The sequence below is a fragment of the Pantoea sp. PA1 genome, from assembly GCF_056856975.1.
Map to the genome: position 1 here is coordinate 1,440,212 of NZ_JBXGEE010000001.1, position 22,722 is coordinate 1,462,933.

At 57.3% G+C, this 22,722-nt stretch carries 22 protein-coding genes; 10 read left to right on the forward strand and 12 right to left on the reverse strand.

The window, feature by feature from the left end:
* Positions 1–112: 112 nt before the first annotated feature.
* A complete protein-coding gene (zwf, locus tag AC1V0D_RS07060; protein WP_009089746.1) occupies positions 113–1,588 on the reverse strand; it encodes a glucose-6-phosphate dehydrogenase in 1,476 nt (491 codons plus the stop codon).
* Between the two features lie 364 nt (positions 1,589–1,952).
* Here zwf and AC1V0D_RS07065 point away from each other — a divergent pair, with 364 nt between their 5' ends.
* The 3 genes from AC1V0D_RS07065 to AC1V0D_RS07075 all read left to right on the forward strand — a co-directional run bounded on the left by AC1V0D_RS07065 (position 1,953) and on the right by AC1V0D_RS07075 (position 5,698).
* The gene (locus AC1V0D_RS07065; RefSeq protein ID WP_482907163.1) at positions 1,953–2,831 is read left to right on the forward strand and encodes a MurR/RpiR family transcriptional regulator; all 879 of its coding nucleotides are present in this window, start codon (positions 1,953–1,955) and stop codon (positions 2,829–2,831) included.
* 107 nt (positions 2,832–2,938) lie between these two features.
* The gene (pyk, locus tag AC1V0D_RS07070) at positions 2,939–4,381 is read left to right on the forward strand and encodes a pyruvate kinase (protein WP_009089741.1); all 1,443 of its coding nucleotides are present in this window, start codon (positions 2,939–2,941) and stop codon (positions 4,379–4,381) included.
* An 84-nt stretch (positions 4,382–4,465) separates the two neighbouring features.
* Positions 4,466–5,698, forward strand: a complete 1,233-nt coding sequence (locus AC1V0D_RS07075) for an MdfA family multidrug efflux MFS transporter (RefSeq protein ID WP_482907164.1) — start codon at positions 4,466–4,468, stop codon at positions 5,696–5,698.
* A 27-nt stretch (positions 5,699–5,725) separates the two neighbouring features.
* On the opposite strand, the gene lpxM is transcribed toward AC1V0D_RS07075, so the two are convergent.
* The 3 genes from lpxM to znuA form a co-directional block, all read right to left on the reverse strand.
* Positions 5,726–6,700 (reverse strand): lauroyl-Kdo(2)-lipid IV(A) myristoyltransferase, encoded by a 975-nt coding sequence (lpxM, locus tag AC1V0D_RS07080; RefSeq protein ID WP_267369182.1) that lies wholly within the window; start codon positions 6,698–6,700, stop codon positions 5,726–5,728.
* Between the two features lie 125 nt (positions 6,701–6,825).
* Positions 6,826–8,157: a murein DD-endopeptidase MepM gene (gene mepM, locus AC1V0D_RS07085; protein WP_482907165.1), complete on the reverse strand. Its 1,332-nt coding sequence runs from the start codon at positions 8,155–8,157 to the stop codon at positions 6,826–6,828.
* A 13-nt stretch (positions 8,158–8,170) separates the two neighbouring features.
* Complete coding sequence (znuA, locus tag AC1V0D_RS07090) at positions 8,171–9,118, reverse strand: zinc ABC transporter substrate-binding protein ZnuA (protein WP_058957330.1); 948 nt, start codon at positions 9,116–9,118, stop codon at positions 8,171–8,173.
* Positions 9,119–9,195: 77 nt separating this feature from the next.
* Between znuA and znuC the strand changes: the two genes are divergently transcribed.
* Positions 9,196–9,951: a zinc ABC transporter ATP-binding protein ZnuC gene (gene znuC, locus AC1V0D_RS07095; RefSeq protein ID WP_009089732.1), complete on the forward strand. Its 756-nt coding sequence runs from the start codon at positions 9,196–9,198 to the stop codon at positions 9,949–9,951.
* The gene (gene znuB / locus AC1V0D_RS07100; protein ID WP_009089730.1) at positions 9,948–10,733 is read left to right on the forward strand and encodes a zinc ABC transporter permease subunit ZnuB; all 786 of its coding nucleotides are present in this window, start codon (positions 9,948–9,950) and stop codon (positions 10,731–10,733) included. The genes znuC and znuB overlap by 4 nt, the downstream gene beginning before the upstream one ends.
* On the opposite strand, the gene ruvB is transcribed toward znuB, so the two are convergent.
* The 6 genes from ruvB to aspS form a co-directional block, all read right to left on the reverse strand.
* Positions 10,730–11,734, reverse strand: coding sequence for a Holliday junction branch migration DNA helicase RuvB (gene ruvB / locus AC1V0D_RS07105; RefSeq protein WP_009089728.1), 1,005 nt, complete (start codon positions 11,732–11,734; stop codon positions 10,730–10,732). The genes znuB and ruvB overlap by 4 nt on opposite strands.
* A gap of 8 nt (positions 11,735–11,742) precedes the next feature.
* Positions 11,743–12,357 carry a Holliday junction branch migration protein RuvA gene (gene ruvA, locus AC1V0D_RS07110; RefSeq protein ID WP_046101988.1) on the reverse strand — a complete coding sequence of 205 codons (615 nt, stop codon included), beginning with the start codon at positions 12,355–12,357 and terminating at the stop codon, positions 11,743–11,745.
* A gap of 95 nt (positions 12,358–12,452) precedes the next feature.
* A complete protein-coding gene (gene ruvC / locus AC1V0D_RS07115; RefSeq protein ID WP_009089725.1) occupies positions 12,453–12,980 on the reverse strand; it encodes a crossover junction endodeoxyribonuclease RuvC in 528 nt (175 codons plus the stop codon).
* A gap of 37 nt (positions 12,981–13,017) precedes the next feature.
* On the reverse strand, positions 13,018–13,761 hold the full coding sequence (locus tag AC1V0D_RS07120; RefSeq protein ID WP_009089723.1) for a YebC/PmpR family DNA-binding transcriptional regulator: 744 nt from the start codon (positions 13,759–13,761) through the stop codon (positions 13,018–13,020).
* Between the two features lie 278 nt (positions 13,762–14,039).
* Complete coding sequence (nudB, locus tag AC1V0D_RS07125; protein ID WP_111207755.1) at positions 14,040–14,471, reverse strand: dihydroneopterin triphosphate diphosphatase; 432 nt, start codon at positions 14,469–14,471, stop codon at positions 14,040–14,042.
* Positions 14,471–16,249, reverse strand: coding sequence for an aspartate--tRNA ligase (aspS, locus tag AC1V0D_RS07130; RefSeq protein WP_267369180.1), 1,779 nt, complete (start codon positions 16,247–16,249; stop codon positions 14,471–14,473). Before aspS ends, nudB begins: the two co-directional genes overlap by 1 nt.
* A 211-nt stretch (positions 16,250–16,460) precedes the next feature.
* Here aspS and AC1V0D_RS07135 point away from each other — a divergent pair, with 211 nt between their 5' ends.
* The 4 genes from AC1V0D_RS07135 (at position 16,461) to cmoB (ending at position 19,523) form a co-directional block, all read left to right on the forward strand.
* Positions 16,461–17,282 (forward strand): DUF72 domain-containing protein, encoded by an 822-nt coding sequence (locus tag AC1V0D_RS07135; RefSeq protein WP_482907166.1) that lies wholly within the window; start codon positions 16,461–16,463, stop codon positions 17,280–17,282.
* A 70-nt stretch (positions 17,283–17,352) separates the two neighbouring features.
* Positions 17,353–17,748: an MAPEG family protein gene (locus tag AC1V0D_RS07140; protein ID WP_009089714.1), complete on the forward strand. Its 396-nt coding sequence runs from the start codon at positions 17,353–17,355 to the stop codon at positions 17,746–17,748.
* An 81-nt stretch (positions 17,749–17,829) separates the two neighbouring features.
* Entirely contained in the window at positions 17,830–18,558 is a 729-nt protein-coding gene (gene cmoA, locus AC1V0D_RS07145; protein ID WP_009089712.1) for a carboxy-S-adenosyl-L-methionine synthase CmoA, read from the forward strand.
* On the forward strand, positions 18,555–19,523 hold the full coding sequence (cmoB, locus tag AC1V0D_RS07150; RefSeq protein ID WP_058957334.1) for a tRNA 5-methoxyuridine(34)/uridine 5-oxyacetic acid(34) synthase CmoB: 969 nt from the start codon (positions 18,555–18,557) through the stop codon (positions 19,521–19,523). The genes cmoA and cmoB overlap by 4 nt, the downstream gene beginning before the upstream one ends.
* Before the next feature lie 4 nt (positions 19,524–19,527).
* On the opposite strand, the gene AC1V0D_RS07155 is transcribed toward cmoB, so the two are convergent.
* Positions 19,528–20,151, reverse strand: a complete 624-nt coding sequence (locus AC1V0D_RS07155; RefSeq protein WP_267369179.1) for a LysE family translocator — start codon at positions 20,149–20,151, stop codon at positions 19,528–19,530.
* A gap of 145 nt (positions 20,152–20,296) precedes the next feature.
* Between AC1V0D_RS07155 and AC1V0D_RS07160 the strand changes: the two genes are divergently transcribed.
* Positions 20,297–21,394 (forward strand): glycerol dehydrogenase, encoded by a 1,098-nt coding sequence (locus AC1V0D_RS07160; protein ID WP_267369178.1) that lies wholly within the window; start codon positions 20,297–20,299, stop codon positions 21,392–21,394.
* A 30-nt stretch (positions 21,395–21,424) separates the two neighbouring features.
* Here the strand turns inward: AC1V0D_RS07160 and AC1V0D_RS07165 are convergent, their stop codons facing one another.
* A complete protein-coding gene (locus AC1V0D_RS07165) occupies positions 21,425–22,273 on the reverse strand; it encodes a hypothetical protein (protein WP_154928298.1) in 849 nt (282 codons plus the stop codon).
* Between the last annotated feature and the right edge of the window lie 449 nt (positions 22,274–22,722).

Consider the following 22,722-nt stretch of genomic DNA (forward strand, 5'->3'; position numbering starts at 1 on the left):
GCGTCCATTACCCTGCTCTCATTTTGAAACAGCAGTTCAGTTTTATCTGCCTGCGCCAGTCGGATGACGGGCAAAAAAAAAGCCCGCGTTGCGGGCTTCTTCATCACTACCGTTACTCGAACTCGTTCCAGGAACGGCCATCGCGGGTGATCATCGCGACTGAGGCCACCGGACCCCAGGTGCCAGCCTGATACGGTTTAGACGAGTCACCATCCGCAGCCCAGGCGTTGATGATGGAGTCGACATAGGTCCATGCCGCTTCAACTTCATCGCGACGCACAAACAGCGCCTGAATCCCGCGCATGCTTTCCAGCAGCAGACGCTCATAAGCATCGGCCAGGTGCGACTGGTTAAACGTCTCAGAGTAGCTCAGATCCAGCTTGGTGGTCTGCAGCTTGTGCTTGTGGTCGAGGCCTGGCACTTTGTTCAGGATTTCGATATCCACCCCTTCGTCCGGCTGCAGACGAATGGTCAGCTTGTTCTGCGGCAGCTCTGAGTAAGAGTCTTTAAACAGGTTCATCTCAGGATTTTTGAAATAGACCACGACTTCAGAACACTTGGTTGGCAGACGCTTACCGGTACGCAGGTAGAACGGAACACCCGCCCAGCGCCAGTTATCGATATCGACGCGAATCGCCACAAAAGTCTCGGTCGCGCTCGATTTGTTGGCGCCCTCTTCCTCCAGATAGCCGGGGACTTTTTTACCCTGTACAAAGCCGGAGGTGTACTGACCGCGCACGGTTTTCTCACGCACGTTGGTCTGGTCGATGCGACGCAGCGAGCGCAGCACTTTAACTTTCTCATCGCGGATGCTGTCTGCGCTGAGATCGGACGGCGGCGACATGGCGATCATGGTCAGGATCTGCAACAGATGGTTCTGGATCATGTCACGCATCTGGCCCGCTTTGTCGAAGTAACCCCAGCGACCTTCGATACCCACCTCTTCGGCCACGGTGATCTGCACGTGGTCAATGGTGCGATTGTCCCAGTTGTTCACGAAGATGGAGTTCGCGAAGCGCAGCGCCAGCAGGTTAAGCACCGTCTCTTTGCCCAGATAGTGGTCAATACGGAACACCTGGCTCTCATCGAAGTATTCGCCAACGCTGTCGTTGATCTCCTGTGAGGTTTCCAGTGAAGTGCCGAGCGGTTTCTCCATCACAACACGCGCCGGTTTGGCGTTCAGTTTCGCCGTGCCCAGTCCCTGACAGATGGCTCCGAAGGTGCTCGGCGGCATGGCGAAATAGTTGATGGTGGTGCGGTTTTTCTGATCGAGCATCTTGCCCAGTTTAGGGAAGTGCGTGGTGTCGTTGACATCGAGGTTGCAGAAGTCGAGACGGTTGCTGAGTTTATCCCACAGCGCTTCGTCAACTTTCTCCTTCATGAAGGTTTCCAGCGCTTCACGTACCACTTTGGTGTATTCCGCTTTGTCCCACTCAGCACGTCCGACACCAATAATGCGGGTTTCCTCATGGATCTGACCCGCTTTCTCTAACTGGTACAGTGAAGGCAACAGTTTACGGCGTGCAAGATCGCCTTTGGCACCGAAAATCACCAGATCGCATGCCTGGGCTGTTTGTGTTACCGCCATTTTCCTCTCCTCGTTGCAGGATAGTCCGGTGGTGATGCATCCTCTGCCACCGGGTCCAGGTTATTATTTTCTTTCCGCACAATGTACTTTTTTCCCTGCGCCAGGTAAACCGACTCGCCGGGCTAACCGCATTAACTCTGTACCGGATAAGCAAAACCGGTGTGATGACGCGTGCGGATTGTCGGTTTTTTCTGTATCCGGGGGTGTCAGTGAAATTTGCCCGGGGTCAAAGTATCCCAAAAAAAATGCAAATCGGCTTGTCCGTCACTGCGCCCGCCCCCCGCTGACGCGATATAGTCTCTATTAATCAGCTCTGACGACAGGGATTTCTGAAATTGCTAAAAATGATAATGGTCATCGGCTTATGAACATGCTGGAAAAAATTGAGGTGCAGCTCGTTTCGCTGAGTAAAGCGGAACAGAAAGTCGCCCGGCAGATTCTGGCGGCGCCGCAGGCGGCGATGCACGCCAGCATTGCCACTCTGGCACGCGAAGCCTGCGTCAGTGAGCCCACGGTAAACCGCTTCTGCCACCGTTTAGGCGCACGCGGTTTTCCCGACTTTAAACTGCAGCTGGCGCAAAGCCTGGTGCAGGGCAGCAACTGGGTGAGCCGGGGTGTGGAGGAGGATGACAGTGTGGAGAACTACAGCCACAAAATCTTTGACTCCGCGCTGGCAGGTTTGCAGCGGGTTCGGGATCAGCTGGAGAGTTCGCGGCTGCAGCAGGCGATCACTCAGCTTGCGCAGGCCGATAAAGTTGCCTTCTTCGGTCTGGGCGCCTCCGCCGTGGTGGCCCATGACGCCTTTACCAAATTCCTGCGCTTTAATATTCCTGTCATCTGGTCTGACGATATTGTGATCCAGCGCATGAGTTGCATAAATAGTCGAGCCGGTGACGTTTTTGTTCTCATTTCACATACTGGGCGCACAAAAAATATGGTAGAACTGGCTCGCCTGGCCCGTGTAAACGGTTCCACCGTTATTGCCATCACCTCTCCCGATTCACCCCTTGCCGATGAAGCCGCCATCGCTTTAGTGCTTGATGTCCCGGAAGATACTGATGTCTATTTGCCGATGGTGTCGCGCCTGGCGCAGTTAACCGTGATCGATGTTTTAGCGACCGGCTTTACCCTTGAACGGGGTGCGCCGTTCCGCGAAAACCTGAAGCGCGTGAAAGAGGCGCTGAAAGCGTCGCGTTACGAAAAGCAGTCTCCAGGGAAAGAGGATGCACCGCAAAAAAATTAACATCGCATTTACAATGTGAGTCGTATCACACGCTGTCGATCATATAGAATAGATAACCATGCTGTGTCCACTGATCCGGACACGCTTAAATGTTTACGGAGTCCCCGATGTCAAGACGTCTCAGAAGAACCAAAATCGTTACTACCCTCGGTCCGGCCACCGATCGCGACAACAATCTTGAAAAAATCATCGCGGCGGGCGCGAACGTTGTACGACTCAATTTCTCTCACGGCACGCCAGAAGATCACCAGCTTCGTGCGGATAAAGTGCGTGAGATTGCCGCTAAACTGGGCCGCCATGTTGCGATCCTTGGCGACCTCCAGGGGCCAAAAATTCGTGTTTCGACCTTCAAAGAAGGCAAAGTTTTCCTGAATATCGGCGACCGCTTCCTGCTGGATGCCACCCTGGGTAAAGGTGAAGGCGATAAAGAGCGGGTGGGCATCGACTATAAAGGCCTGCCGGAAGATGTGGTGCCAGGCGATATCCTGCTGCTGGATGATGGCCGCGTGCAGCTCAAAGTGCTGGAAGTTCAGGGCATGAAAGTCTTCACCGAAGTCACCGTGGGTGGCCCGCTGTCGAACAATAAAGGCATCAACAAGCTGGGCGGCGGCCTGTCGGCGGAAGCGCTGACTGAAAAAGATAAGGCGGACATTATTACCGCCGCCAGAATCAAGGTCGATTATCTGGCCGTCTCCTTCCCGCGCTGTGGCGAGGATATGAATCTGGCGCGTCGCCTGGCGCGTGAAGCGGGTTGTGATGCCCGTCTGGTCGCGAAGGTAGAGCGGGCTGAGGCGGTCGCCAGCCAGGAAGCGATGGATGACATCATTCTCGCCTCTGACGTGGTGATGGTAGCCCGTGGCGACCTGGGCGTCGAAATTGGCGACCCGGAACTGGTCGGCATTCAGAAGGCGTTGATTCGCCGCGCCCGCCAGCTTAACCGCACCATCATCACCGCGACTCAGATGATGGAGTCGATGATCACCAATCCGATGCCGACCCGTGCCGAAGTCATGGACGTGGCGAACGCCGTACTGGATGGCACCGACGCCGTGATGCTCTCCGCGGAGACCGCCGCAGGCCAGTATCCGGCTGAAACCGTCTCGGCGATGGCGAAAGTCTGCCTGGGCGCGGAAAAGATCCCAAGCGTCAACGTTTCCAAACACCGTCTGGACGTGCAGTTCGATAACATCGAAGAAGCGATTGCGATGTCATCCATGTACGCCGCGAACCATCTGCAGGGCGTTACCGCGATCATCACCATGACCGAGTCGGGCCGTACGCCGCTGATGACCTCGCGCATCACCTCAGGCCTGCCGATTTTTGCCATGTCACGCCATGAGCGCACGCTGAACCTCACCGCGCTCTATCGCGGCGTCACCCCGGTCTACTTCGACAGCAACAACGACGGTGTGGCTGCGGCACACGATGCCGTCAATCTGCTGCGTGACAAAGGTTTCCTGGTATCAGGCGATCTGGTCATCGTGACGCAGGGTGATGTGATGGGTGCCACCGGCACGACCAATACCAGCCGCGTGCTGCGCGTGGATTAATTAAGCCCGGATTGACATTGTCAGTGTAGAATCAGTAACGCGACTGCCAGCCAGTCGCGTTTTCTTTTCTGACAAGGAGGCCAGATGGCCCGTTTTCAACCCATCAGCCAGCTGACCGGCCGGATTCTGCTTTTCCCTCTGGCATTAGTGCTGTTTGAGTTTGCCACCTATATTGCTCACGACATGATCCAGCCGGGCATGCTGATCGTCACCAGCGAATTCGCTGTCGGCCCGGAGTGGGTCTCCACCTCACTGACCGCCTACCTGATTGGCGGCGTGGTACTGCAATGGCTGCTTGGCCCGCTCTCTGATAAGTTTGGCCGCCGCCCGGTGATGCTCGCCGGCATCCTGTTTTTTGCCATCGCCTGTATCCTGACCAACTGGGTCAGCTCCATTGAAGAGTTTGTCAGCCTGCGCTTTGTTCAGGGCATCAGCCTCTGCTTTATTGGCGCAGTGGGTTATGCCGCGATTCAGGAAGCCTTTGATGAGGCGCTGGCGGTGCGCATGATGGCGCTGATGGCCAACGTGGCGCTGCTGGCTCCCCTGGCCGGCCCGCTGGCCGGTGCTGCCTGGCTGACCGTCGGCAGCTGGCGCAGCATGTTCTGGCTGTTTGCCGCCTGCAGCCTGGTGGCGTTTGCGGTGCTGTGGCGGGTCATGCCCGAAACCGCGGGCGACCGCAGCCACTCTATCGCCCTGCCCAGCCTGGCGCGCAACTATGGCCGGCTGATGAAGGATCGGCTGGTGATGTCCGGCTCTTTTGCCATCGGCATGGTCTTTATCCCGATCCTCACCTGGGTTGCCCTCTCGCCGGTGATCCTGATGCATGACGAAGGCCTGTCGCGGATGCAGTATGCCCTGCTGCAGCTTCCGGTCTTTATGGCGATGATCGCCGGTAACCTGACGCTGAGTAAGCTGGCGGGACGCGTGCCGATTGAGCAGCCGGTTAAGTTTGCTGCCTGGCCGATTCTGATCGGTCTGAGCCTGGCGCTGGTGGCGAGCCTGCTGAACAGCCATGGCTATCTGCTGATTACGGCCGGTCTCAGCCTCTACGCTTTTGGTGCAGGCATGGTGAACGCCGGGCTCTATCGCCTGACGCTGTACGCCAGCAATGAGGGTAAAGGCAGCGTGGCAGCGATGCTGGGGATGATCAGTATTCTGACGCTGGCGGTGGGGATTGAACTGGCGAAGAGTGGCTACTTCAGCGGTGGCACACTCTGGTTCTGCCTGATCAACTTTATCAGTGGCTTACTGTGGTTTGGTCTGGTGATCCTGTTTATGCGCGAGAGAAAGCGTCGCAGCAAACTGGAAGCGTTATAAAAAAAGGCCGCTTGCGCGGCCTTCAGACTATTTGCGTGGATAGAGCTCTTTGCGCGAGTAGGGTTCGATGTCACCCTCTTTGCGGGTCTTCAGCAGCTTGAGGATCCACGTGTACTGCTCGGGATGCGGGCGGACAAAAATTTCCACCTCTTCATTCATCCGGCGAGCCAGCTGATGATCATCCGCTTCCAGCAGATCATCCATCGGCGGACGCACATAGATTTCAAGAATATGCCGCTCACTGTTATAGACCGGGAACAGCGGCACCACGCGGGCGCGACACACTTTCATCAGCCGCCCGACTGCGGGCAGCGTTGCTTTGTAGGTCGCGAAGAAGTCAACAAACTCGCTGTGCTCGGCGCCATGGTCCTGATCGGGCAGATAGTAGCCCCAGTAGCCCTGGCGCACCGAACTGATAAACGGCTTAATGCCATCATTTCGGGCATGCATCCGGCCACCGAAACGACGACGCGCGCTGTTCCAGGCATAATCGAGCAGCGGATCGCTCTGATTATGGAACATCGCCGCCATCTTCTGCCCTTCTGACGCCAGCAGCATGGCCGGAATATCCACCGCCCAGCCGTGGGGTACCAGAAAAATCACATTCTCCTGCGCGGCTTTCATCTGGTCGATAATTTCACGACCATGCCATTCGACACGCTGACGAATGCGGGCCGGATCGCGCAGCACCAGCTCGGTCATCATCGTCATCGCCTGCGGTGCAGTCGCAAACATTTCGTCCACCAGCGTGGCACGTTGCGCTTCGCTGAGTTCCGGCAGGCAGTAATAGAGGTTAATCAGCGCACGACGACGCGCCCCCTTTGCCAGCTTACCGGCGAACCGGCCTAAGCGGCTTAACAGCGGATCGCGCACTTTTGGCGGTAAATAAGCCAGGCCGGCCAGTGCGCCAATCGCCAGCCAGCTGCCCCAGTATTTCGGTTTGAGAAAAGATCGTTCAAAAACGGGAATGAATTCAGTGTTATTTTTTTTACGGGTTTCCATGCACTCGCCTCAAGCAATGACCGGCTAATGATAGTGGCGGCAAACAAATTTGCAATCATCACGGTCCGGATAACAAAAAACCGACGGGGAAACCGTCGGTTTTTGTGCAACCTGATGAAAATCGCTTACTTAAGGCCCAGCTGCGGCAGCCAGGATTTCACCTGCGCCAGATACTCGCTGCGCTCTTTACCGGTCAGGCCTTCCATGCGCGGCAGTTTCGCCGTTAATGGATTAACCGCCTGATTATTGATCCAGATTTCAAAATGCAGGTGCGGCCCGGTTGAACGTCCGGTATTACCGGACAAGCCGATACGGTCACCGCGCTTCACTTTCTGACCCGGCTTCACCAGCACTTTCTTCATGTGCATATAGCGCGTCATATACTGACGGCCATGACGAATGGCAACATAGTTACCGGCGGCACCGCCATTTTTCGCCACGACGATCTCGCCATCTCCGACAGCCAGTACCGGCGTGCCGATCGGCAGTGCAAAGTCGACGCCCTTGTGCGGCGCAATACGCCCCGTCACAGGGTTCAGACGGCGCGGATTAAAGTTAGAGGAGACACGATACTGCTTAACCGTCGGGAAGCGCATAAAGCCGCGCGCCAGGCCGGAGCCGCTGCGATCGTAGAACTTGCCATCTTCGGCACGGAACGCGTAATAGTCTTTGCCCCCGCTGCGCAGGCGCACGCCCAGCAACTGGCTCTGCGCACTTTTACCGTCCAGCATTTCGCGCGACATGAGAACACTGAACTGATCACCGGCACGCAGCTTGCGGAAGTCCATCTGCCACTGCATCGCTTTGATGACGGCGCTTGCTTCAGCGCCGCTCAGTCCGGCCCGCATGGCACTGGCAGCAAAACTGCCACGCACTTCGCCCTGCATGACACTGTTGCGCCATTCGCCCTTCTGCATCTCCGCTTCCATCTTAAAGCCACCCTTCGGGGTGCGCTCATAGGTGCGGGTTTCACGACGGGAGATTTCCCAGCTCAGGGTTTTCAGACCGCCATCATCATCCAGCGTCCAGCTCAGCTGCTGACCCACCTGAAGATTTCGCAGATCGCGGTCGCTTACCACCAGCGCATTGATGTCAGCGATGTCGATGCCATACTGATTCAGGGCGCTGCTCAGCGTATCGCCGGAAGAGACGGTGTAGTCATGCACGCCTGCCGTATCCGACACGTCGGTGTCGACATCATCTGCAGGCAGCTCTTCGTCCGGTTCCGGTGTGCTCTGATCGATAGGCTCACTGGCTTCTGGCAGCAGCGTACGAAGTTCACTTTTGTCCAGCTCGATCGTTTTGACGATAGGCGTCACGTCATCGGTGGGATGGTAAACATAAGGCCGCCAGACAGCGACGGCCAGAGTGACTACAGTTAAAGAACCCAGCATTACGCGGTGGGGGCGCGGCAAATTATTAAATGCGAGGGCGACAGAGCGGGCTATCTGCTGCACTTTTACCTATTCCTCATGCTCCTTTCAGGCAGCTTTCATACTGGCCCGACAGCTGTGAGAGGAATTTCACATAGCTGTCTTTTGCCAGACTGATGTCTGTCCCCAGCGGGTCGAGCGTGCCTTTATGCACCTGCGTTCCGCGGGCAACAGCATCGATGACTGCTGGCCTGAATTGTGGCTCAGCAAAGACGCAGACCGCCTTTTGCTCAACCAACTGTGTTCGTATCTGGTGTAAACGCTGTGCGCCCGGCTGAATTTCAGGATTCACGGTAAAATGCCCGGCAGGCGAGAGACCGTAGTGCTTTTCAAAGTACGTGTAAGCGTCGTGAAAAACGAAATATCCTTTATTTCTGACCGGAGCAAGTTGTGCGCTAACGCGTTTGTCCGTGTCTGCCAACGCTACCTCAAACTGCTGGAGGTTGGCGTCAAGTTTGGCTTTATCTTGCGGCATAAGTTCCAATAATTTTCCATGGATTGCAACCGCGGTCTTGCGCGCGATCTCTGGCGACAACCACAGGTGCATATTAAACTCACCGTGATGATGGTGATGTGCACCGGCATCCTGTTCTTCAGAATTTTCCGCTGCGTGTTCATCTTCATCTTCACCGCCGCTAATCAATAACGGTTTTACGCCGTCGATGTCGACCATAGCGAGATTTTTTTTGGCCGGAAGTTCAGATGCAGACTTCGCCATAAACGCTTCCATTTCAGGGCCAACCCAGACGACTAAGTCCGCGTTTTTTAAGCGTTTTGCATCAGAGGGGCGCAGGGCATAATCGTGTTCAGAGGCACCATCTGGCAGCAGAACATCAACCGGGGTAACACCATCGGCAATGGCTGCGGCGATAAAACCGACCGGTTTTAATGAGGCGACGACGTTGGCCTCTGCAGGAAGGGTTAACGAAGCTGAAACAGCGAGGGCCGATAAGGCGAAAATTGCGCCTTTTTTATTATGTAACATATTGCGTCATTCCATCGTGACCATGAAGTGGAATGTGATATTATAACATTCGAAATTCTGTGCAACCTGTAAATACTATGACCTCACTTGTCACACTTGATAACGTTTCGATAAAATTTAACCAGCGCAACGTCTTATCGGGCGTCAGCCTGGCGTTGCAGCCTGGCCGTATTCTCACCCTGCTCGGGCCTAACGGCGCCGGTAAGTCTACGCTCGTCCGTGTGGTGCTGGGTTTGCTCGCCCCCACCAGCGGGACGGTTCAGCGCCATGCCGATCTGCGTATTGGCTATGTGCCACAGAAACTGCATATCGATCCGACGCTGCCGGTGACCGTCGAACGTTTTATGCGTCTGACCCGCGGCAGTAAACAGGCGGAGATCCTCCCCGCTCTGAAACGCGTGCAGGCGGGCCACTTACTCAACGCCCCACTGCAGAAACTCTCGGGCGGCGAAACGCAGCGTGTACTGCTGGCCCGCGCCCTGCTCAACCAGCCTCAGCTGCTGGTGCTGGACGAGCCGACGCAGGGGGTGGATGTCAACGGTCAGGTCGCCCTCTATGATCTGATCAATCAGCTGCGCGTTGAACTGAACTGCGGCGTGATGATGGTCTCTCACGACCTTCACCTGGTGATGGCCAAAACCGATGAAGTGCTCTGCCTGAATCACCACATCTGTTGTTCCGGTACCCCCGAAGCGGTGTCACAGCATCCTGAATTTATCGCCATGTTTGGTCCGCGCGGTGCGCAGGAGCTGGCGATCTACCGTCACCATCATAATCACCGTCACGACCTTCAGGGACGTATCGTTTTACGCAAAGGACAGAGTTCATCATGATTGAGTTGTTATTACCGGGCTGGATAGGCGGCGTGATGTTAGCGCTGGCTGCCGGCCCGCTGGGTTCGTTTGTCGTCTGGCGCAAGATGTCCTACTTCGGTGACACTCTGGCACACGCCTCCCTGCTCGGCGTGGCGTTTGGCCTGCTGTTTAACGTTAATCCTTACTATGCGGTCATTCTGGTGACGGTCTGCCTGGCGCTGGGTCTGGTCTGGCTGGAACGGCGCCCCCATCTGGCAATCGACACGCTGCTGGGGATCATGGCGCACAGCGCGCTGTCACTGGGTCTGGTGGTCGTCAGCCTGATGAAGAATGTGCGCGTCGATCTGATGGCCTATCTGTTCGGCGATCTGCTGGCGGTGACGCCAGACGATCTCTGGATGATGGGCGGTGGCGTGGTGGTCGTGCTGCTGGTGATGGCATGGCAGTGGCGTTCGCTGCTGTCGATGACCATCAGCCCGGAGCTGGCGCAGGTGGATGGCGTCAATATTCAGCGCACCCGGCTGATCCTGATGCTGATCACCGCACTGACCATCGGCGTCGCGATGAAGTTCGTGGGTGCGCTGATTATCACGTCGCTGCTGATCATACCGGCGGCGACCGCCCGGCGTTTTGTTCGTTCGCCGGAAGGCATGGCAGCCGTCGCGGTGGTGATCGGGGTCATCGCTGTAACCGGCGGGCTGACCTTCTCCGCGTTCTATGATACGCCAGCCGGCCCGTCAGTGGTGCTGTGCGCCGCCATCCTGTTTATCTTCAGCATGGTGCGCAAGCCCGCCGTTTAATCTTCGCGCGTAATGCCGAAGTGACGATAAGCATGCTGCGTGGCGAGACGGCCACGCGGTGTGCGCTGAATGAAGCCCTGCTGAATCAGGAAGGGTTCAATCACATCTTCGATGGTTTCGCGCTCTTCACCGATGGCGGCCGCCAGGTTGTCCAGTCCGACCGGCCCACCCATAAACTTATCGATAATGGCCAGCAGCAGTTTGCGGTCCATATAGTCAAAGCCTTCACTGTCCACATTGAGCATATCAAGCGCACTGCAGGAGACTTCACCGCTCATCTCACCGTTGGCCCGGACTTCGGCGAAGTCACGAACCCGGCGCAGCAGACGGTTGGCGATACGCGGCGTGCCGCGGGCGCGGCGGGCGATCTCTAACGCACCGTCGTCACTCAGCGCCAGACCGAGACAGGCGGCGCTGCGGCCCACGATGTGCTGCAGATCCTTAACCTGATAGAACTCCAGCCGCTGCACAATGCCAAAGCGGTCGCGCAGTGGCGAGGTCAGTGAGCCGGCACGGGTGGTGGCACCAATCAGGGTAAACGGCGGCAGGTCGAGCTTAATCGAACGGGCTGCCGGGCCTTCACCAATCATGATATCCAGCTGATAATCTTCCATCGCCGGATAGAGCACCTCTTCCACGACCGGCGAGAGGCGGTGGATTTCATCAATGAACAGCACGTCGTGCGGCTCAAGGTTGGTCAGCATCGCCGCCAGATCCCCGGCTTTTTCCAGTACCGGGCCCGAGGTGGTGCGCAGGTTAACACCCATCTCATTAGCGACGATGTTCGCCAAGGTGGTTTTACCCAGCCCCGGCGGACCGAAGATCAGCAGATGATCAAGCGCATCACCGCGCAGCTGCGCGGCCTTGATGAAGATCTCCATCTGCTCACGCACCTGTGGCTGTCCGACATACTCATTCAGCAGCTTTGGCCGGATGGCGCGATCGATAATCTCTTCTTCGTTAACGCTGGCAGCGGAGACCAGACGGTCGGCTTCTATCATCACTTACCTCAAATGGCGGCGCGTAGCGCTTCGCGGATCAGGGTTTCACAATCCGCATCCGGTCGACCGACTTTACTGATCATACGGCTCGCTTCCTGCGGTTTATAACCCAGTGATACCAGCGCTGCAACCGCTTCCGCTTCCGCATCGTTGGTTTCCGCTTCCGGCCCTGGCGTGGTGAGTGTAAAGGCTGAATCACCGCCAAACAGGTCGCCGTGCATCCCTTTAAAGCGGTCCTTCATCTCCACCACCAGACGCTCGGCGGTCTTTTTACCCACGCCGGGCAGTTTCACCAGCGACGCGATCTCCTCTTTTTCCACCGCGGTCACAAACTGCTGCGCCGACATGCCGGAGAGGATCGCCAGCGCCAGTTTTGGCCCGACGCCATTCACTTTGATCAGTTCACGGAACAGCGTGCGCTCCTGCTTACTGTTAAAACCAAACAGCAGCTGGGCATCTTCGCGCACCACAAAGTGGGTAAAAATCACCGCTTCGTGCTGAAGTTCAGGCAGCTCATAAAAACAGGTCATAGGCATGTAAATTTCATAGCCGACGCCGTGTGCCTCAAGCAGCACCAGTGGCGGCTGCTTTTCCAGAATGTTGCCCCGTAAACGACCTATCACCTGAATGCTTCCTTAACTTACGAATGTGGCGGATTTTATAACATAAAAAAGGCTGGATGAATATCCAGCCTGAGAGTGAGACGGTGCCGCGGCCGTTAACCGGATCGCAATCGTCCTCGCGTGAGTACCAGCTTGCTGTCACTCATCCGCGTCGCATTCTGTGCCACGTGACAGTGCGTAATCGCAATGGCCAGGGCATCAGCGGCATCCGCCTGCGGGTTTGCCGGTAACTTCAGCAGGGTCCGCACCATGTGCTGCACCTGGCTTTTCTCGGCGCTGCCGATGCCAACCACCGTCTGCTTAACCTGACGGGCGGCATATTCAAACACCGGCAGGTCGTGGTTGACCGCAGCAACAATCGCCGCACCGCGAGCCTGACCCAGCTTCAGCGCCGAGTCAGCATTCTTTGCCATAAACACCTGTTCAATGGCGAAGTAGTCGGGTGCGAACTGGGTGATGATTTCGCAGACGCCCGCATAAATCAGCTTCAGGCGGGCGGGAAGCTCGGCGGTGTTGGTGCGGATACAGCCGCTGCCCAGGTAGGTGAGCTGGCGGCCAGTCTGACGAATAACCCCATAACCGGTGATGCGTGAGCCGGGATCGATACCCAGGATAATCGACATTACGCCTCTCCGGTTGAAGCGGTGATGGCCAACGCCATTACAGCGTTTCCGCCACCTCGTCGGAGATTTCACCGTTGTGATAAACCTCCTGCACATCGTCGCAGTCTTCCAGCATGTCGATCAGACGCAGCAGTTTCGGCGCGGTTTCCGCATCCATTTCCGCTTTGGTGGTCGGGATCATCGACACTTCTGCGGTATCCGCTTTCAGGCCGACGGCTTCCAGTGCATCACGCACGCTGCCCATCTCTTCCCATGCGGTGAAGACATCAATCGCGCCATCGTCGTAGCTGACCACATCTTCAGCACCCGCTTCCAGCGCCGCTTCCATGACCGCATCTTCATCCTGGCCTGGCGCATAGGAGATGACGCCTTTTTTGTTAAACAGGTAGGCCACGGAGCCGTCAGTTCCCAGGTTGCCGCCGGTTTTGGTGAAGGCGTGACGCACTTCGCCAACTGTACGGTTGCGGTTGTCACTGAGGCATTCAATCATAATGGCGGAGCCACCCGGACCGTAACCTTCATAGATGATGGTTTCCATGTTGGCGTTGTCATCGCCGCCCACACCGCGCGCGATGGCGCGATCCATGGTGTCACGCGTCATGTTGTTAGACAGTGCTTTATCCATCGCCGCACGCAGACGGGGGTTAGATCCCGGATCGCCGCCGCCCAGCTTGGCTGCCGTCACCAGTTCACGAATGATTTTGGTGAAGATTTTGCCGCGCTTCGCGTCCTGCGCCGCCTTACGGTGTTTGGTGTTAGCCCACTTACTGTGTCCTGCCATTTTCTCTTCTCTCCGATCTTTTACAGGGTGCGGGCGATCTGGCTGCGATCCTGTCCTCCGGCGTAGCTCAGACAGGTCGTAACCTGTCAGCCCGTGACGGGCGAGCCTGCGCGTCATCCTCGCGGTCAACCTGACGCGGGTGCCCTCTTGCTGGCGGGGAACATTGTCGCGGCGGCGATGACGCCCGACTGTTTAATAGTGTGGTGTCGTTGTGTTAACACTCACCCGATTCAACTTATCATCTCTCCGTCGCCGGAATAGCGTGCGGCGACAGGTTTTCAGGCGAACTCTTCGATTGCCTGGCGGTTACTCCATGAACGGGTCAATGCTGCCGCCTCCGCCGCTGCCAGCCAGCGAAAGGCCAGATGTTCGGTCAGCCTCACATCGCGCTCCGCTGGCAGTTGCAGGCGAAACCAGTGCTCGTGATTATGGGTGACATCCGGTGCATAGCGATGGCGGAAATGGGGAAAGATTTCAAAGTCGATTTGACGCTGACAATCTTCCATCTCCAGACGCTCAGCCAGCACATCAATACCGACCTCTTCATTCACTTCGCGACAGGCGGTCGCCAGCGGAGACTCACCCGGCTCCAGGCTGCCGGTGACCGACTGCCAGAACGCGGGATCGTCACGCCGCTGCAGCATCAACACCCGGCCAGTATCACGCGCCGAAATCACTACCAGCACTGAAACCGGGTGTTTATAGCCCATTATTTATTCTCAGGCTTTTCTTTTTTAACCACCTGAATGCCCAGCTCCAGCAGGGAAGCCGGGTTCGCTTCGCTTGGCGCTTCGGTCATCATACAGGCGGCTGCCGTGGTTTTCGGGAAGGCGATCACGTCACGGATGTTGTCGGTGCCGGTCAGCAGCATGGTCAGGCGGTCCAGACCAAATGCCAGGCCTGCATGCGGCGGCGTACCGAACTTCAGCGCGTCCAGCAGGAAGCCAAACTTCTCACGCTGCTCATGCTCTTCAATACCCAGAATGCTGAACACCGTCTGCTGCATGTTGCCGTTGTGGATACGCACAGAACCGCCGCCCACTTCGTAACCGTTGATCACCATGTCGTAGGCGTTCGCCACGGCACGGGTCGGATCGGTCGCCAGCTCTTCGGCGCTCATCTCTTTTGGCGCCGTGAACGGATGGTGCATCGCGGCCAGACCGCCCTCTTCGTCCTCTTCGAACATCGGGAAGTCAATCACCCACAGCGGTGCCCAGGCGTTCTCGTCGGTGAGGTTCAGCTCGCGACCGACTTTCAGGCGCAGGGCACCCAGTGCGTCAGCCACTACTTTAGCGCGGTCAGCACCAAAGAAGATGATGTCGCCATCCTGCGCGCCGGTACGGCTCAGGATGCCCTCAACGATCTCCGCAGTCAGGAATTTGGCAACCGGGCTCTGCACGCCCTCCAGTCCATCGGCACGGACATTGACCTTCATCCACGCCAGGCCTTTCGCGCCGTATATTTCGACAAACTTGCCATACTCATCAATCTGCTTACGGCTCAGCTGTGCACCGGTCGGCACGCGCAGCGCGGCGACGCGGCCTTTTTCATCGTTGGCCGGGCCAGAGAAGACCTGGAATTCGACGTTTTTCAGCAGGTCGCCTACGTCCACCAGCTCCATCGGGTTACGGAGGTCCGGCTTGTCGGAGCCGTAGCGGTGCATCGCTTCCGCAAAGGTCATCTGCGGGAACTCACCGAGATCCACACCCTTGACGTCCAGCCACAGGTTGCGAATCAGACGCTCCATGGTTTCCCGCACCTGTGGCGCGGTCATGAATGAGGTTTCAACATCGATCTGGGTAAATTCAGGCTGACGATCGGCACGTAAATCTTCATCGCGGAAGCATTTCACGATCTGATAGTAGCGGTCAAAACCGGACATCATCAGCAGCTGTTTGAACAGCTGAGGTGACTGCGGCAGTGCATAGAATTTCCCTTTGTGAACCCGGCTTGGCACCAGATAGTCACGCGCACCTTCCGGTGTCGCTTTGGTCAGCATCGGGGTTTCAATATCCAGGAAGCCTTCGTCATCCATAAAGCGACGCACAAAGCTGGTGATGCGGGCGCGGGTTTTCAGACGAGCCACCATCTCCGGGCGACGCAGATCCAGATAGCGATACTTCAGACGTGCTTCTTCGCTGTTGGTCTGATTAGAGTCCAGCGGCAGGGGTTCAGAGCGGTTGATGATGGTCAGTTCCTGGGCGAACACTTCCACTTCACCGGTCGCCATGTCGCTGTTTTTGTTCTTCTCATCACGCGCACGCACGGTACCGGTAATCTGGATGCAGAATTCGTTACGCAGTTCAGAAGCCAGCTTAAACGCGTCCTGACGATCGGGATCGAAGAACACCTGTACGATGCCTTCACGGTCGCGCATGTCGATAAAAATCAGACTGCCCAGATCGCGACGGCGGTTTACCCAGCCGCAAAGCGTGACTTGCTGACCCACATGAGACAGATTGAGCTGTCCGCAATATTCTGTACGCATAACACTATCCTTTTAACTTCGCCGCTGCAGCTGACAGCATCCGGCCGCGTTACCTGATGCGATGCTGTCGCAAAAATGGCGGCCATTATAATGGAAAAAGCCAGGCAGGATAAACATATCCGCGCCAAAGCACCGATTTCCTCTGTGCATTTGCCCCCCTGCCTGAGCCTGACAGATAATAGGGTATCTTAACCGGCCGCGAGGAGCGCGCGTGACACTGCGTATTGGCCTGCCCCAGTGGCAGCACTCACACTGGAAACGCTGGGGCATTGAAAGCCTGGCGGACTATGCCCGCTATTTCCATTGTGTGGAGGGAAACACCACGCTGTATGCGCTGCCGAATGCCGAAACGGTGATGCGCTGGCGCGACATGACGCATGAGGCATTTCGCTTCTGCTTTAAGTTTCCCAACACCATCAGCCATCAGGCGGCGCTGCAGCACAGCGACGATCTGCTGACCGATTTTCTGCGCCTGATGGAGCCACTGGCCGATCGCATCGGTCAGTACTGGCTGCAGCTGCCTGCCAGCTTCTCCCCGCCGCAGCTCGATGACCTGTGGCGTTTTCTCGACAGCCTGCCGCGCCGTTTTCACTACGGGGTGGAGGTGCGCCATCCCGCGTTCTTTGCCAAAGGCGAGGCTGAGCGGGCGCTGAACTGCGGCCTGCTGGCACGCGGCATCAATCGCGTGATGCTCGACAGCCGTCCGGTGCATGCTTCCACCTCACAGAGTCCGGCCGCGCTGGCCGCCCGGGCGCAGAAGCCGCGGGTGCCGCCCCACGCGCTGCGCACCGGTTCACAGCCGATGGTGCGCTTTATCGGCAGCGACAGCGTGGAAGAGAGCGTGCCGCTGTTTCAGATCTGGCGCAGCAAACTGGCCGAGTGGCAGCAGCAGGGTGACGCCATGCTGTTTCTGCACACGCCCGATATGGGCCAGGTTTTTCCACTGGTGCAGGCGCTGTGGCCGCAGCTGCAACAGATCGATCCGGCCATCGGTGACGGGCCAGACTGGCCGCAGCAGGCATCACTGTTTTAAACGCCATACGGGACAGCGCGCCGAACGCTGGATAGAATAGCCTCTCTTCTGAATGCGTACCGGAGTGACAATGATAAGCGCGTTATACGTGGTACTGGGTGCCTTACTGATCATGAAATTCACGCTGGACGTCGTGCGTTTCCGCCGTTTTTATCGCGTGGCGTATGGCGACGGCGGCTATCACGACCTGAAAATGGCGATCCGCATTCACGGTAACGCCATCGAAACCATTCCCCTGGCGCTGCTGCTGCTGGTCGTAATGGAGATGAACGGCGCGGATATCTGGATGGTGCACCTCACCGCGCTGCTGTTTTTCATCGGCCGGTTTCTGCACGCCTGGGGATTACGCAACAGCGCAATGACCGGCCGCAAATATGGCATGATGCTGACGCTGTTTTCCCTCTGCGGCATGGTTATTTTTAACCTGATCTATCTCCCCTGGGATCTGGTGCTGTCGCTCCATTAAGCGGGGCGGGGTTAAGGGGTGCAGCCTGCCCCACTTTCTGCCAGAATAGCGCCCTTTCCGTCGTCTCTTCGGATTTTCGATATGTCTGACCGCGATCAACTCTTCTCAGCGCCCATTGCAAAACTGGGCGACTGGACTTTTGACGAGCGCGTGGCTGAAGTCTTTCCTGACATGATTCAGCGCTCGGTGCCTGGCTACTCCAACATCATTTCGATGATTGGCATGCTGGCAGAACGTTTTGTTACCCCGCAGAGCCGGGTGTATGACCTGGGCTGCTCACTGGGCGCAGCCACCCTGTCGGTGCGCCGCAATATTCATGTGCCGGGTTGTGAGATCATCGCGGTGGATAACTCGCCCGCGATGGTGGAACGCTGCCGTCGTCATCTGGATGCCTTCCGCGCCGATACGCCGGTGACGGTGCTGGAAGCGGATATCCGCGATATTGAGATTGAGAACGCCTCGCTGGTGGTACTCAACTTCACGTTACAGTTTCTGGAGCCGCCTGCGCGCCTGGCGCTGCTGACGAAAATCTGGCAGGGACTGAAACCGGGTGGCGCGCTGGTGCTGTCTGAGAAGTTCAGTTTTGAAGATGCGGAAGTTGGTGAGCTGTTATTTAACATGCATCACGACTTCAAGCGCGCCAACGGGTACAGCGAACTGGAAATCAGCCAGAAGCGCAGCATGCTGGAAAACGTGATGCTGACCGACAGCGTTGAAGCCCACAAAGCCCGCCTGAAGCAGGCCGGTTTCCCGCACGCCGAACTCTGGTTCCAGTGCTTTAATTTTGGTTCACTGGTGGCGTTGAAATGATCGACTTTGGCCGTTTTTATCAGCAAATTGCGGTAGGCCCGCTGGCGAAGTGGCTGGAAGTATTACCGGCTCAAATCAGCGAATGGCAGCGGGAAAACCTGCACGGTCACTTCCGGGACTGGTACAAGTCGCTGGAGTATCTGCCGCTGCTCGCGCCCCAGAAGCTGGACCTGCTGCACAGCGTCACCGCCGACCGTGATGACATCAGCGATCGCCATCGTCAGGGCATTGAGAAATTACTGCGTAACCTCATGCCGTGGCGCAAAGGGCCTTACTCCCTCTATGGCACGCACATCAACACCGAGTGGCGATCTGACTGGAAGTGGGAGCGCGTATTGCCGCACATCTCCCCCCTGGCGGGCCGCACCGTGCTGGATGTGGGCTGTGGCAGCGGCTATCACATGTGGCGCATGATCGGTGCCGGTGCGCATCTGGTGGTCGGCATCGATCCGATGCAGCTCTTCCTGGTGCAGTTTGAAGCCGTGCGCAAGCTGCTCAATGACGATCGCCGGGCGCACATGCTGCCGCTGGGGATCGAGCAGTTACCGGCACTGCAGGCGTTTGATACCGTCTTCTCTATGGGCGTGCTCTATCATCGTCGCTCCCCGCTGGATCACCTGTTACAGCTCAAAAACCAGCTGGTCAGCGGCGGCGAGCTGGTGCTGGAAACGCTGGTGATTGAGGGCGATGTGAATCAGGTTCTGGTGCCCGGCGAGCGCTATGCCCAGATGCGCAACGTCTTCTTTATTCCGTCAGCCGAGGCCCTGAAGAGCTGGCTGGAAAAAAGCGGGTTTGTGGATGTGCGGATCGTTGATTTTGCCCGCACCACTACGGAAGAGCAGCGCCGGACCGACTGGATGACCAGCGAATCCCTGGCAGAGTTTCTCGACCCCGATGACGCCAGCAAAACGATTGAGGGCTACCCCGCTCCCCTGCGTGCCGTGCTGGTCGCCACTAAACCCTGACGTCTCAGCGGCGGGACAAGGCCAGTTTCGCCGCAAATCCAATAAACACGCAGCCGGTCAAACGATCCATCACCTTCAGCACCGCAGGTTTTTGCAGATGACCGGCGAAAAAGTGGCTGCCGCCAATCAGCACCGCATTCCAGACCAGCCCCAGCAGCATGTGAGCCAGCGCCATCAGGCTGCACCAGAGCGCCACTGACGCTCCGGCCGGAATGAACTGAGGCAGAAAGGTGACGTAAAAGACCCCCACTTTTGGATTCAGCAGGTTGCCCATCAATCCCCGACTGAAGCAGGCCAGATAGCCCTGCTGGCGAATCGCGGGCTGAGCTACAGCAGGCGACTGCTGGCGCGGGGTGACCAGCAACCTGACGCCGAGATAGCAGAGCCAGGCCGCGCCGAGCCATTTCAGCAGGTTATAGGCGATCTCAGACGCCATCAGCAGCGCCCCCAGCCCCAGCCCGACGGCGATCCCCCAGAGCAGACAACCCAGCGTCACACCCAGCGCTGTCGCCCAGGCGCGCTGCCAGCCCTGCGCGATGGCCGTTCGCAGCACCAGCGCGGTGTCAAACCCAGGCGTGAGCGTCAGAATGGTTATCGCAAACAGAAATGAAAAGAGCGTGGCGCTCATAATGATTCTCCGTTGTTTCTCCCGGTAAGGGGTGTTCAGGCAGCTTAACAGCCCTGACAGCGTAATGCGCGGGATCACCTGCCATGCCGGGCGGATTGTGCCAGGCTGGATCGGGTCGGGCTATTCATATTAAGGAGACGTGATTATGAGTAAATTTATTTTTTCATCACCCCGTAAATATGTGCAGGGCGCAGGTGTACTGGACGAGCTGGGAACGTTGCTGACTGAACTGGGCGATCAGGCTTTTCTGGTGGCGGATGAGGTTGTCTGGAAACTGATTGGTGAACGGACGCAACAGACGTTGCAGTCCGCGGGAGTGAAATTCAGCTGGCAGCAATTTAACGGCGAGGCCTCCAGCAATGAGATCACCCGTCTCAGTGCGCTGGCGAAGCGCCAGGGTTGTAACGTGATTGTCGGGCTGGGCGGCGGCAAAACGCTGGACACGGTTAAGGCAGTGGCGGACGAACTTCAGCAGCCGGTAGCCATCGTGCCGACCATTGCCTCTACCGATGCCCCCTGCAGCGCCCTGTCGGTCATCTACTCTGACAGTGGCGTATTTGAGAGCTATCGCTTCTACAGCAAAAACCCTGATTTGGTGCTGGTGGATACGGCTGTCTGCGCCAGTGCGCCTGCGCGACTCTTTGCCTCTGGCATTGCCGATGGGCTGGCCACCTGGGTTGAAGCGCAGGCCGTGGCGCATTCCCATGCGAAATCCATGGTCAACGGCGATCCGACCCTTGCCGGACTGGCGATTGCCCGTGCCTGCGAAGAAACACTGCTCAAGTGGGGTTACAGCGCCTATATCGCCGTGAGCGAAAAACGGGTCACGCCCGCCGTGGAAGCGGTGGTTGAGGCGAATACGCTGCTCTCAGGACTGGGCTTTGAAAACGGCGGGCTGGCAGCCGCTCACGCCATTCACAATGGTTTTACCGCCATTGATGGTGATATTCATCATCTGACCCACGGCGAAAAAGTTGCCTATGGCACACTGACGCAGATGGTGCTGGAGCAGCGTCCGGACGAGGAAATTGCGCGCTACATCCGTTTCTATCGCTCTATCAACATGCCGACCACGCTCCGCGAGATGCATCTTGAAAATGAAAGCTGGGAGAATCTGGTGAAAGTGGGCGCTCTGGCCAACAGTGAGGGGGATACGCTGAAAAACCTGAATCCTCATCTGTCACCGGAAGATATTGCCAACGCCCTGCTGGCGCTGGATGCCTTTAGTCAGACAGTGAAATAAGCCGCCAACGGGCGATGATCCGATCGCCCGTTACTCCTCCGCCGCAGGCTGATCCCAGTACTCATATTTATAGGCAGAACTGAGGTGGCGTTCGATGGTGCCGCGCGTGAAAATTTCGGTCTCATGCAGGTAGCTCAGGGTGCAGTTACCGACCTCATCCCATGACTGGCACTCGTCCACCGAGCGGATCGTGCTCAGCGGCGTGCTGGCCGTGCCGTTCAGACGCACTTCACGCCATTGCGGATCGTAGGTGTAGTTGTCCGTGCTGCGGGCGGAAGTGGTGCGTGTCACCAGTCCCTTTGGATTCCAGTGATAGTGAAACTCGCCGTTGGTCGTCGGGTCGCTGCCGCGCGCCACGCTCTTCTCCAGGCGCAACTGGCGATCATAGCGATAGGTCGTGTCGGTAAAACCGCTTTTTCCCATGCTGATAAATTTATCAGAGGCGCTGGTGATATTGCCATGCTCCCCTTTCTGCCAGTTAATCGTCCCCTGTCGGTTGTCGACCACGACTTCCTTGCCCTCTTTCAGCACTTTCACCAGCCAGGCATATTCCGCCACCCAGCCGCCCTGCACTCTGGCAATGTGCTGCTCCATACTGAGGATAACGTTGCGCTCATTTTTGTCATAGCTGACGTCAGCCACGGTCAGGTCGCCGCAGGCGTCAAACTGGCCCAGCACCCGCTTTTGAGAATTCACATCCTTACCAAATTCCCCCGCAATCACCTGCTTCACTGCGCCTTTGGCATTGCCGCCGAGCAGAATCAGGTTATTGCTGTTGGTGATGGTTGTGCTCTGCGGCCGGCATGCGCTGGCCGCCACGCTGCCACTGCACAGCGCAGTCAGCAACAGGATGAGAGCGGCACTCTGATTGCGATTCATAGGGTCAGTTCCGGGCAACGTTGCTGTAAGTGTAAACCCTGCCGTGAAAAAGAGCGGCAACCGGTGACGAATTGAAGCTGCCGCCCGGAGTTATGCCTGAAGCGGTGCGGTGATGTAAGCGTAACGGATAGCGCGGCGGTTTGCGTGGCTCTCTGCGGTAAAAGTCCCGGATGGCAGTGAATAATTCATCTGAACGACGGCTGCGCATCGTGCGGGTGGTCTACCCGGCTGATAGGCTGTAAGGGATATGAAAACACGCTGAAGCGGCGGCACGTATTTTCCTCGTCCGGATTCAGCAGGGAAAGCGAGGGAGCCATTCCGTATCAAGCTGGATAGCAAGTATTGGGCTGAAAACCGTCAGACAGTTATTTTCAGGCTGTCGCTATAATCGCCTTTGGCAGGGCTCAACACTTTTGCGTTGCTTAACGGAATTATTTATATTTACCCCA

Excerpts from the sequence above, each read along its gene's own strand:
- zwf (WP_009089746.1), bottom strand. The coding sequence starts at position 1,588 with ATGGCGGTAACACAAACAGCCCAGGCATGCGATCTGGTGATTTTCGGT.
- AC1V0D_RS07065 (WP_482907163.1), top strand. The coding sequence starts at position 1,953 with ATGAACATGCTGGAAAAAATTGAGGTGCAGCTCGTTTCGCTGAGTAAA.
- pyk (WP_009089741.1), top strand. The coding sequence starts at position 2,939 with ATGTCAAGACGTCTCAGAAGAACCAAAATCGTTACTACCCTCGGTCCG.
- AC1V0D_RS07075 (WP_482907164.1), top strand. The coding sequence starts at position 4,466 with ATGGCCCGTTTTCAACCCATCAGCCAGCTGACCGGCCGGATTCTGCTT.
- lpxM (WP_267369182.1), bottom strand. The coding sequence starts at position 6,700 with ATGGAAACCCGTAAAAAAAATAACACTGAATTCATTCCCGTTTTTGAA.
- znuA (WP_058957330.1), bottom strand. The coding sequence starts at position 9,118 with ATGTTACATAATAAAAAAGGCGCAATTTTCGCCTTATCGGCCCTCGCT.
- znuC (WP_009089732.1), top strand. The coding sequence starts at position 9,196 with ATGACCTCACTTGTCACACTTGATAACGTTTCGATAAAATTTAACCAG.
- znuB (WP_009089730.1), top strand. The coding sequence starts at position 9,948 with ATGATTGAGTTGTTATTACCGGGCTGGATAGGCGGCGTGATGTTAGCG.
- ruvB (WP_009089728.1), bottom strand. The coding sequence starts at position 11,734 with ATGATAGAAGCCGACCGTCTGGTCTCCGCTGCCAGCGTTAACGAAGAA.
- ruvC (WP_009089725.1), bottom strand. The coding sequence starts at position 12,980 with ATGTCGATTATCCTGGGTATCGATCCCGGCTCACGCATCACCGGTTAT.
- AC1V0D_RS07120 (WP_009089723.1), bottom strand. The coding sequence starts at position 13,761 with ATGGCAGGACACAGTAAGTGGGCTAACACCAAACACCGTAAGGCGGCG.
- nudB (WP_111207755.1), bottom strand. The coding sequence starts at position 14,471 with ATGGGCTATAAACACCCGGTTTCAGTGCTGGTAGTGATTTCGGCGCGT.
- aspS (WP_267369180.1), bottom strand. The coding sequence starts at position 16,249 with ATGCGTACAGAATATTGCGGACAGCTCAATCTGTCTCATGTGGGTCAG.
- AC1V0D_RS07140 (WP_009089714.1), top strand. The coding sequence starts at position 17,353 with ATGATAAGCGCGTTATACGTGGTACTGGGTGCCTTACTGATCATGAAA.
- cmoA (WP_009089712.1), top strand. The coding sequence starts at position 17,830 with ATGTCTGACCGCGATCAACTCTTCTCAGCGCCCATTGCAAAACTGGGC.
- cmoB (WP_058957334.1), top strand. The coding sequence starts at position 18,555 with ATGATCGACTTTGGCCGTTTTTATCAGCAAATTGCGGTAGGCCCGCTG.
- AC1V0D_RS07155 (WP_267369179.1), bottom strand. The coding sequence starts at position 20,151 with ATGAGCGCCACGCTCTTTTCATTTCTGTTTGCGATAACCATTCTGACG.
- AC1V0D_RS07160 (WP_267369178.1), top strand. The coding sequence starts at position 20,297 with ATGAGTAAATTTATTTTTTCATCACCCCGTAAATATGTGCAGGGCGCA.
- AC1V0D_RS07165 (WP_154928298.1), bottom strand. The coding sequence starts at position 22,273 with ATGAATCGCAATCAGAGTGCCGCTCTCATCCTGTTGCTGACTGCGCTG.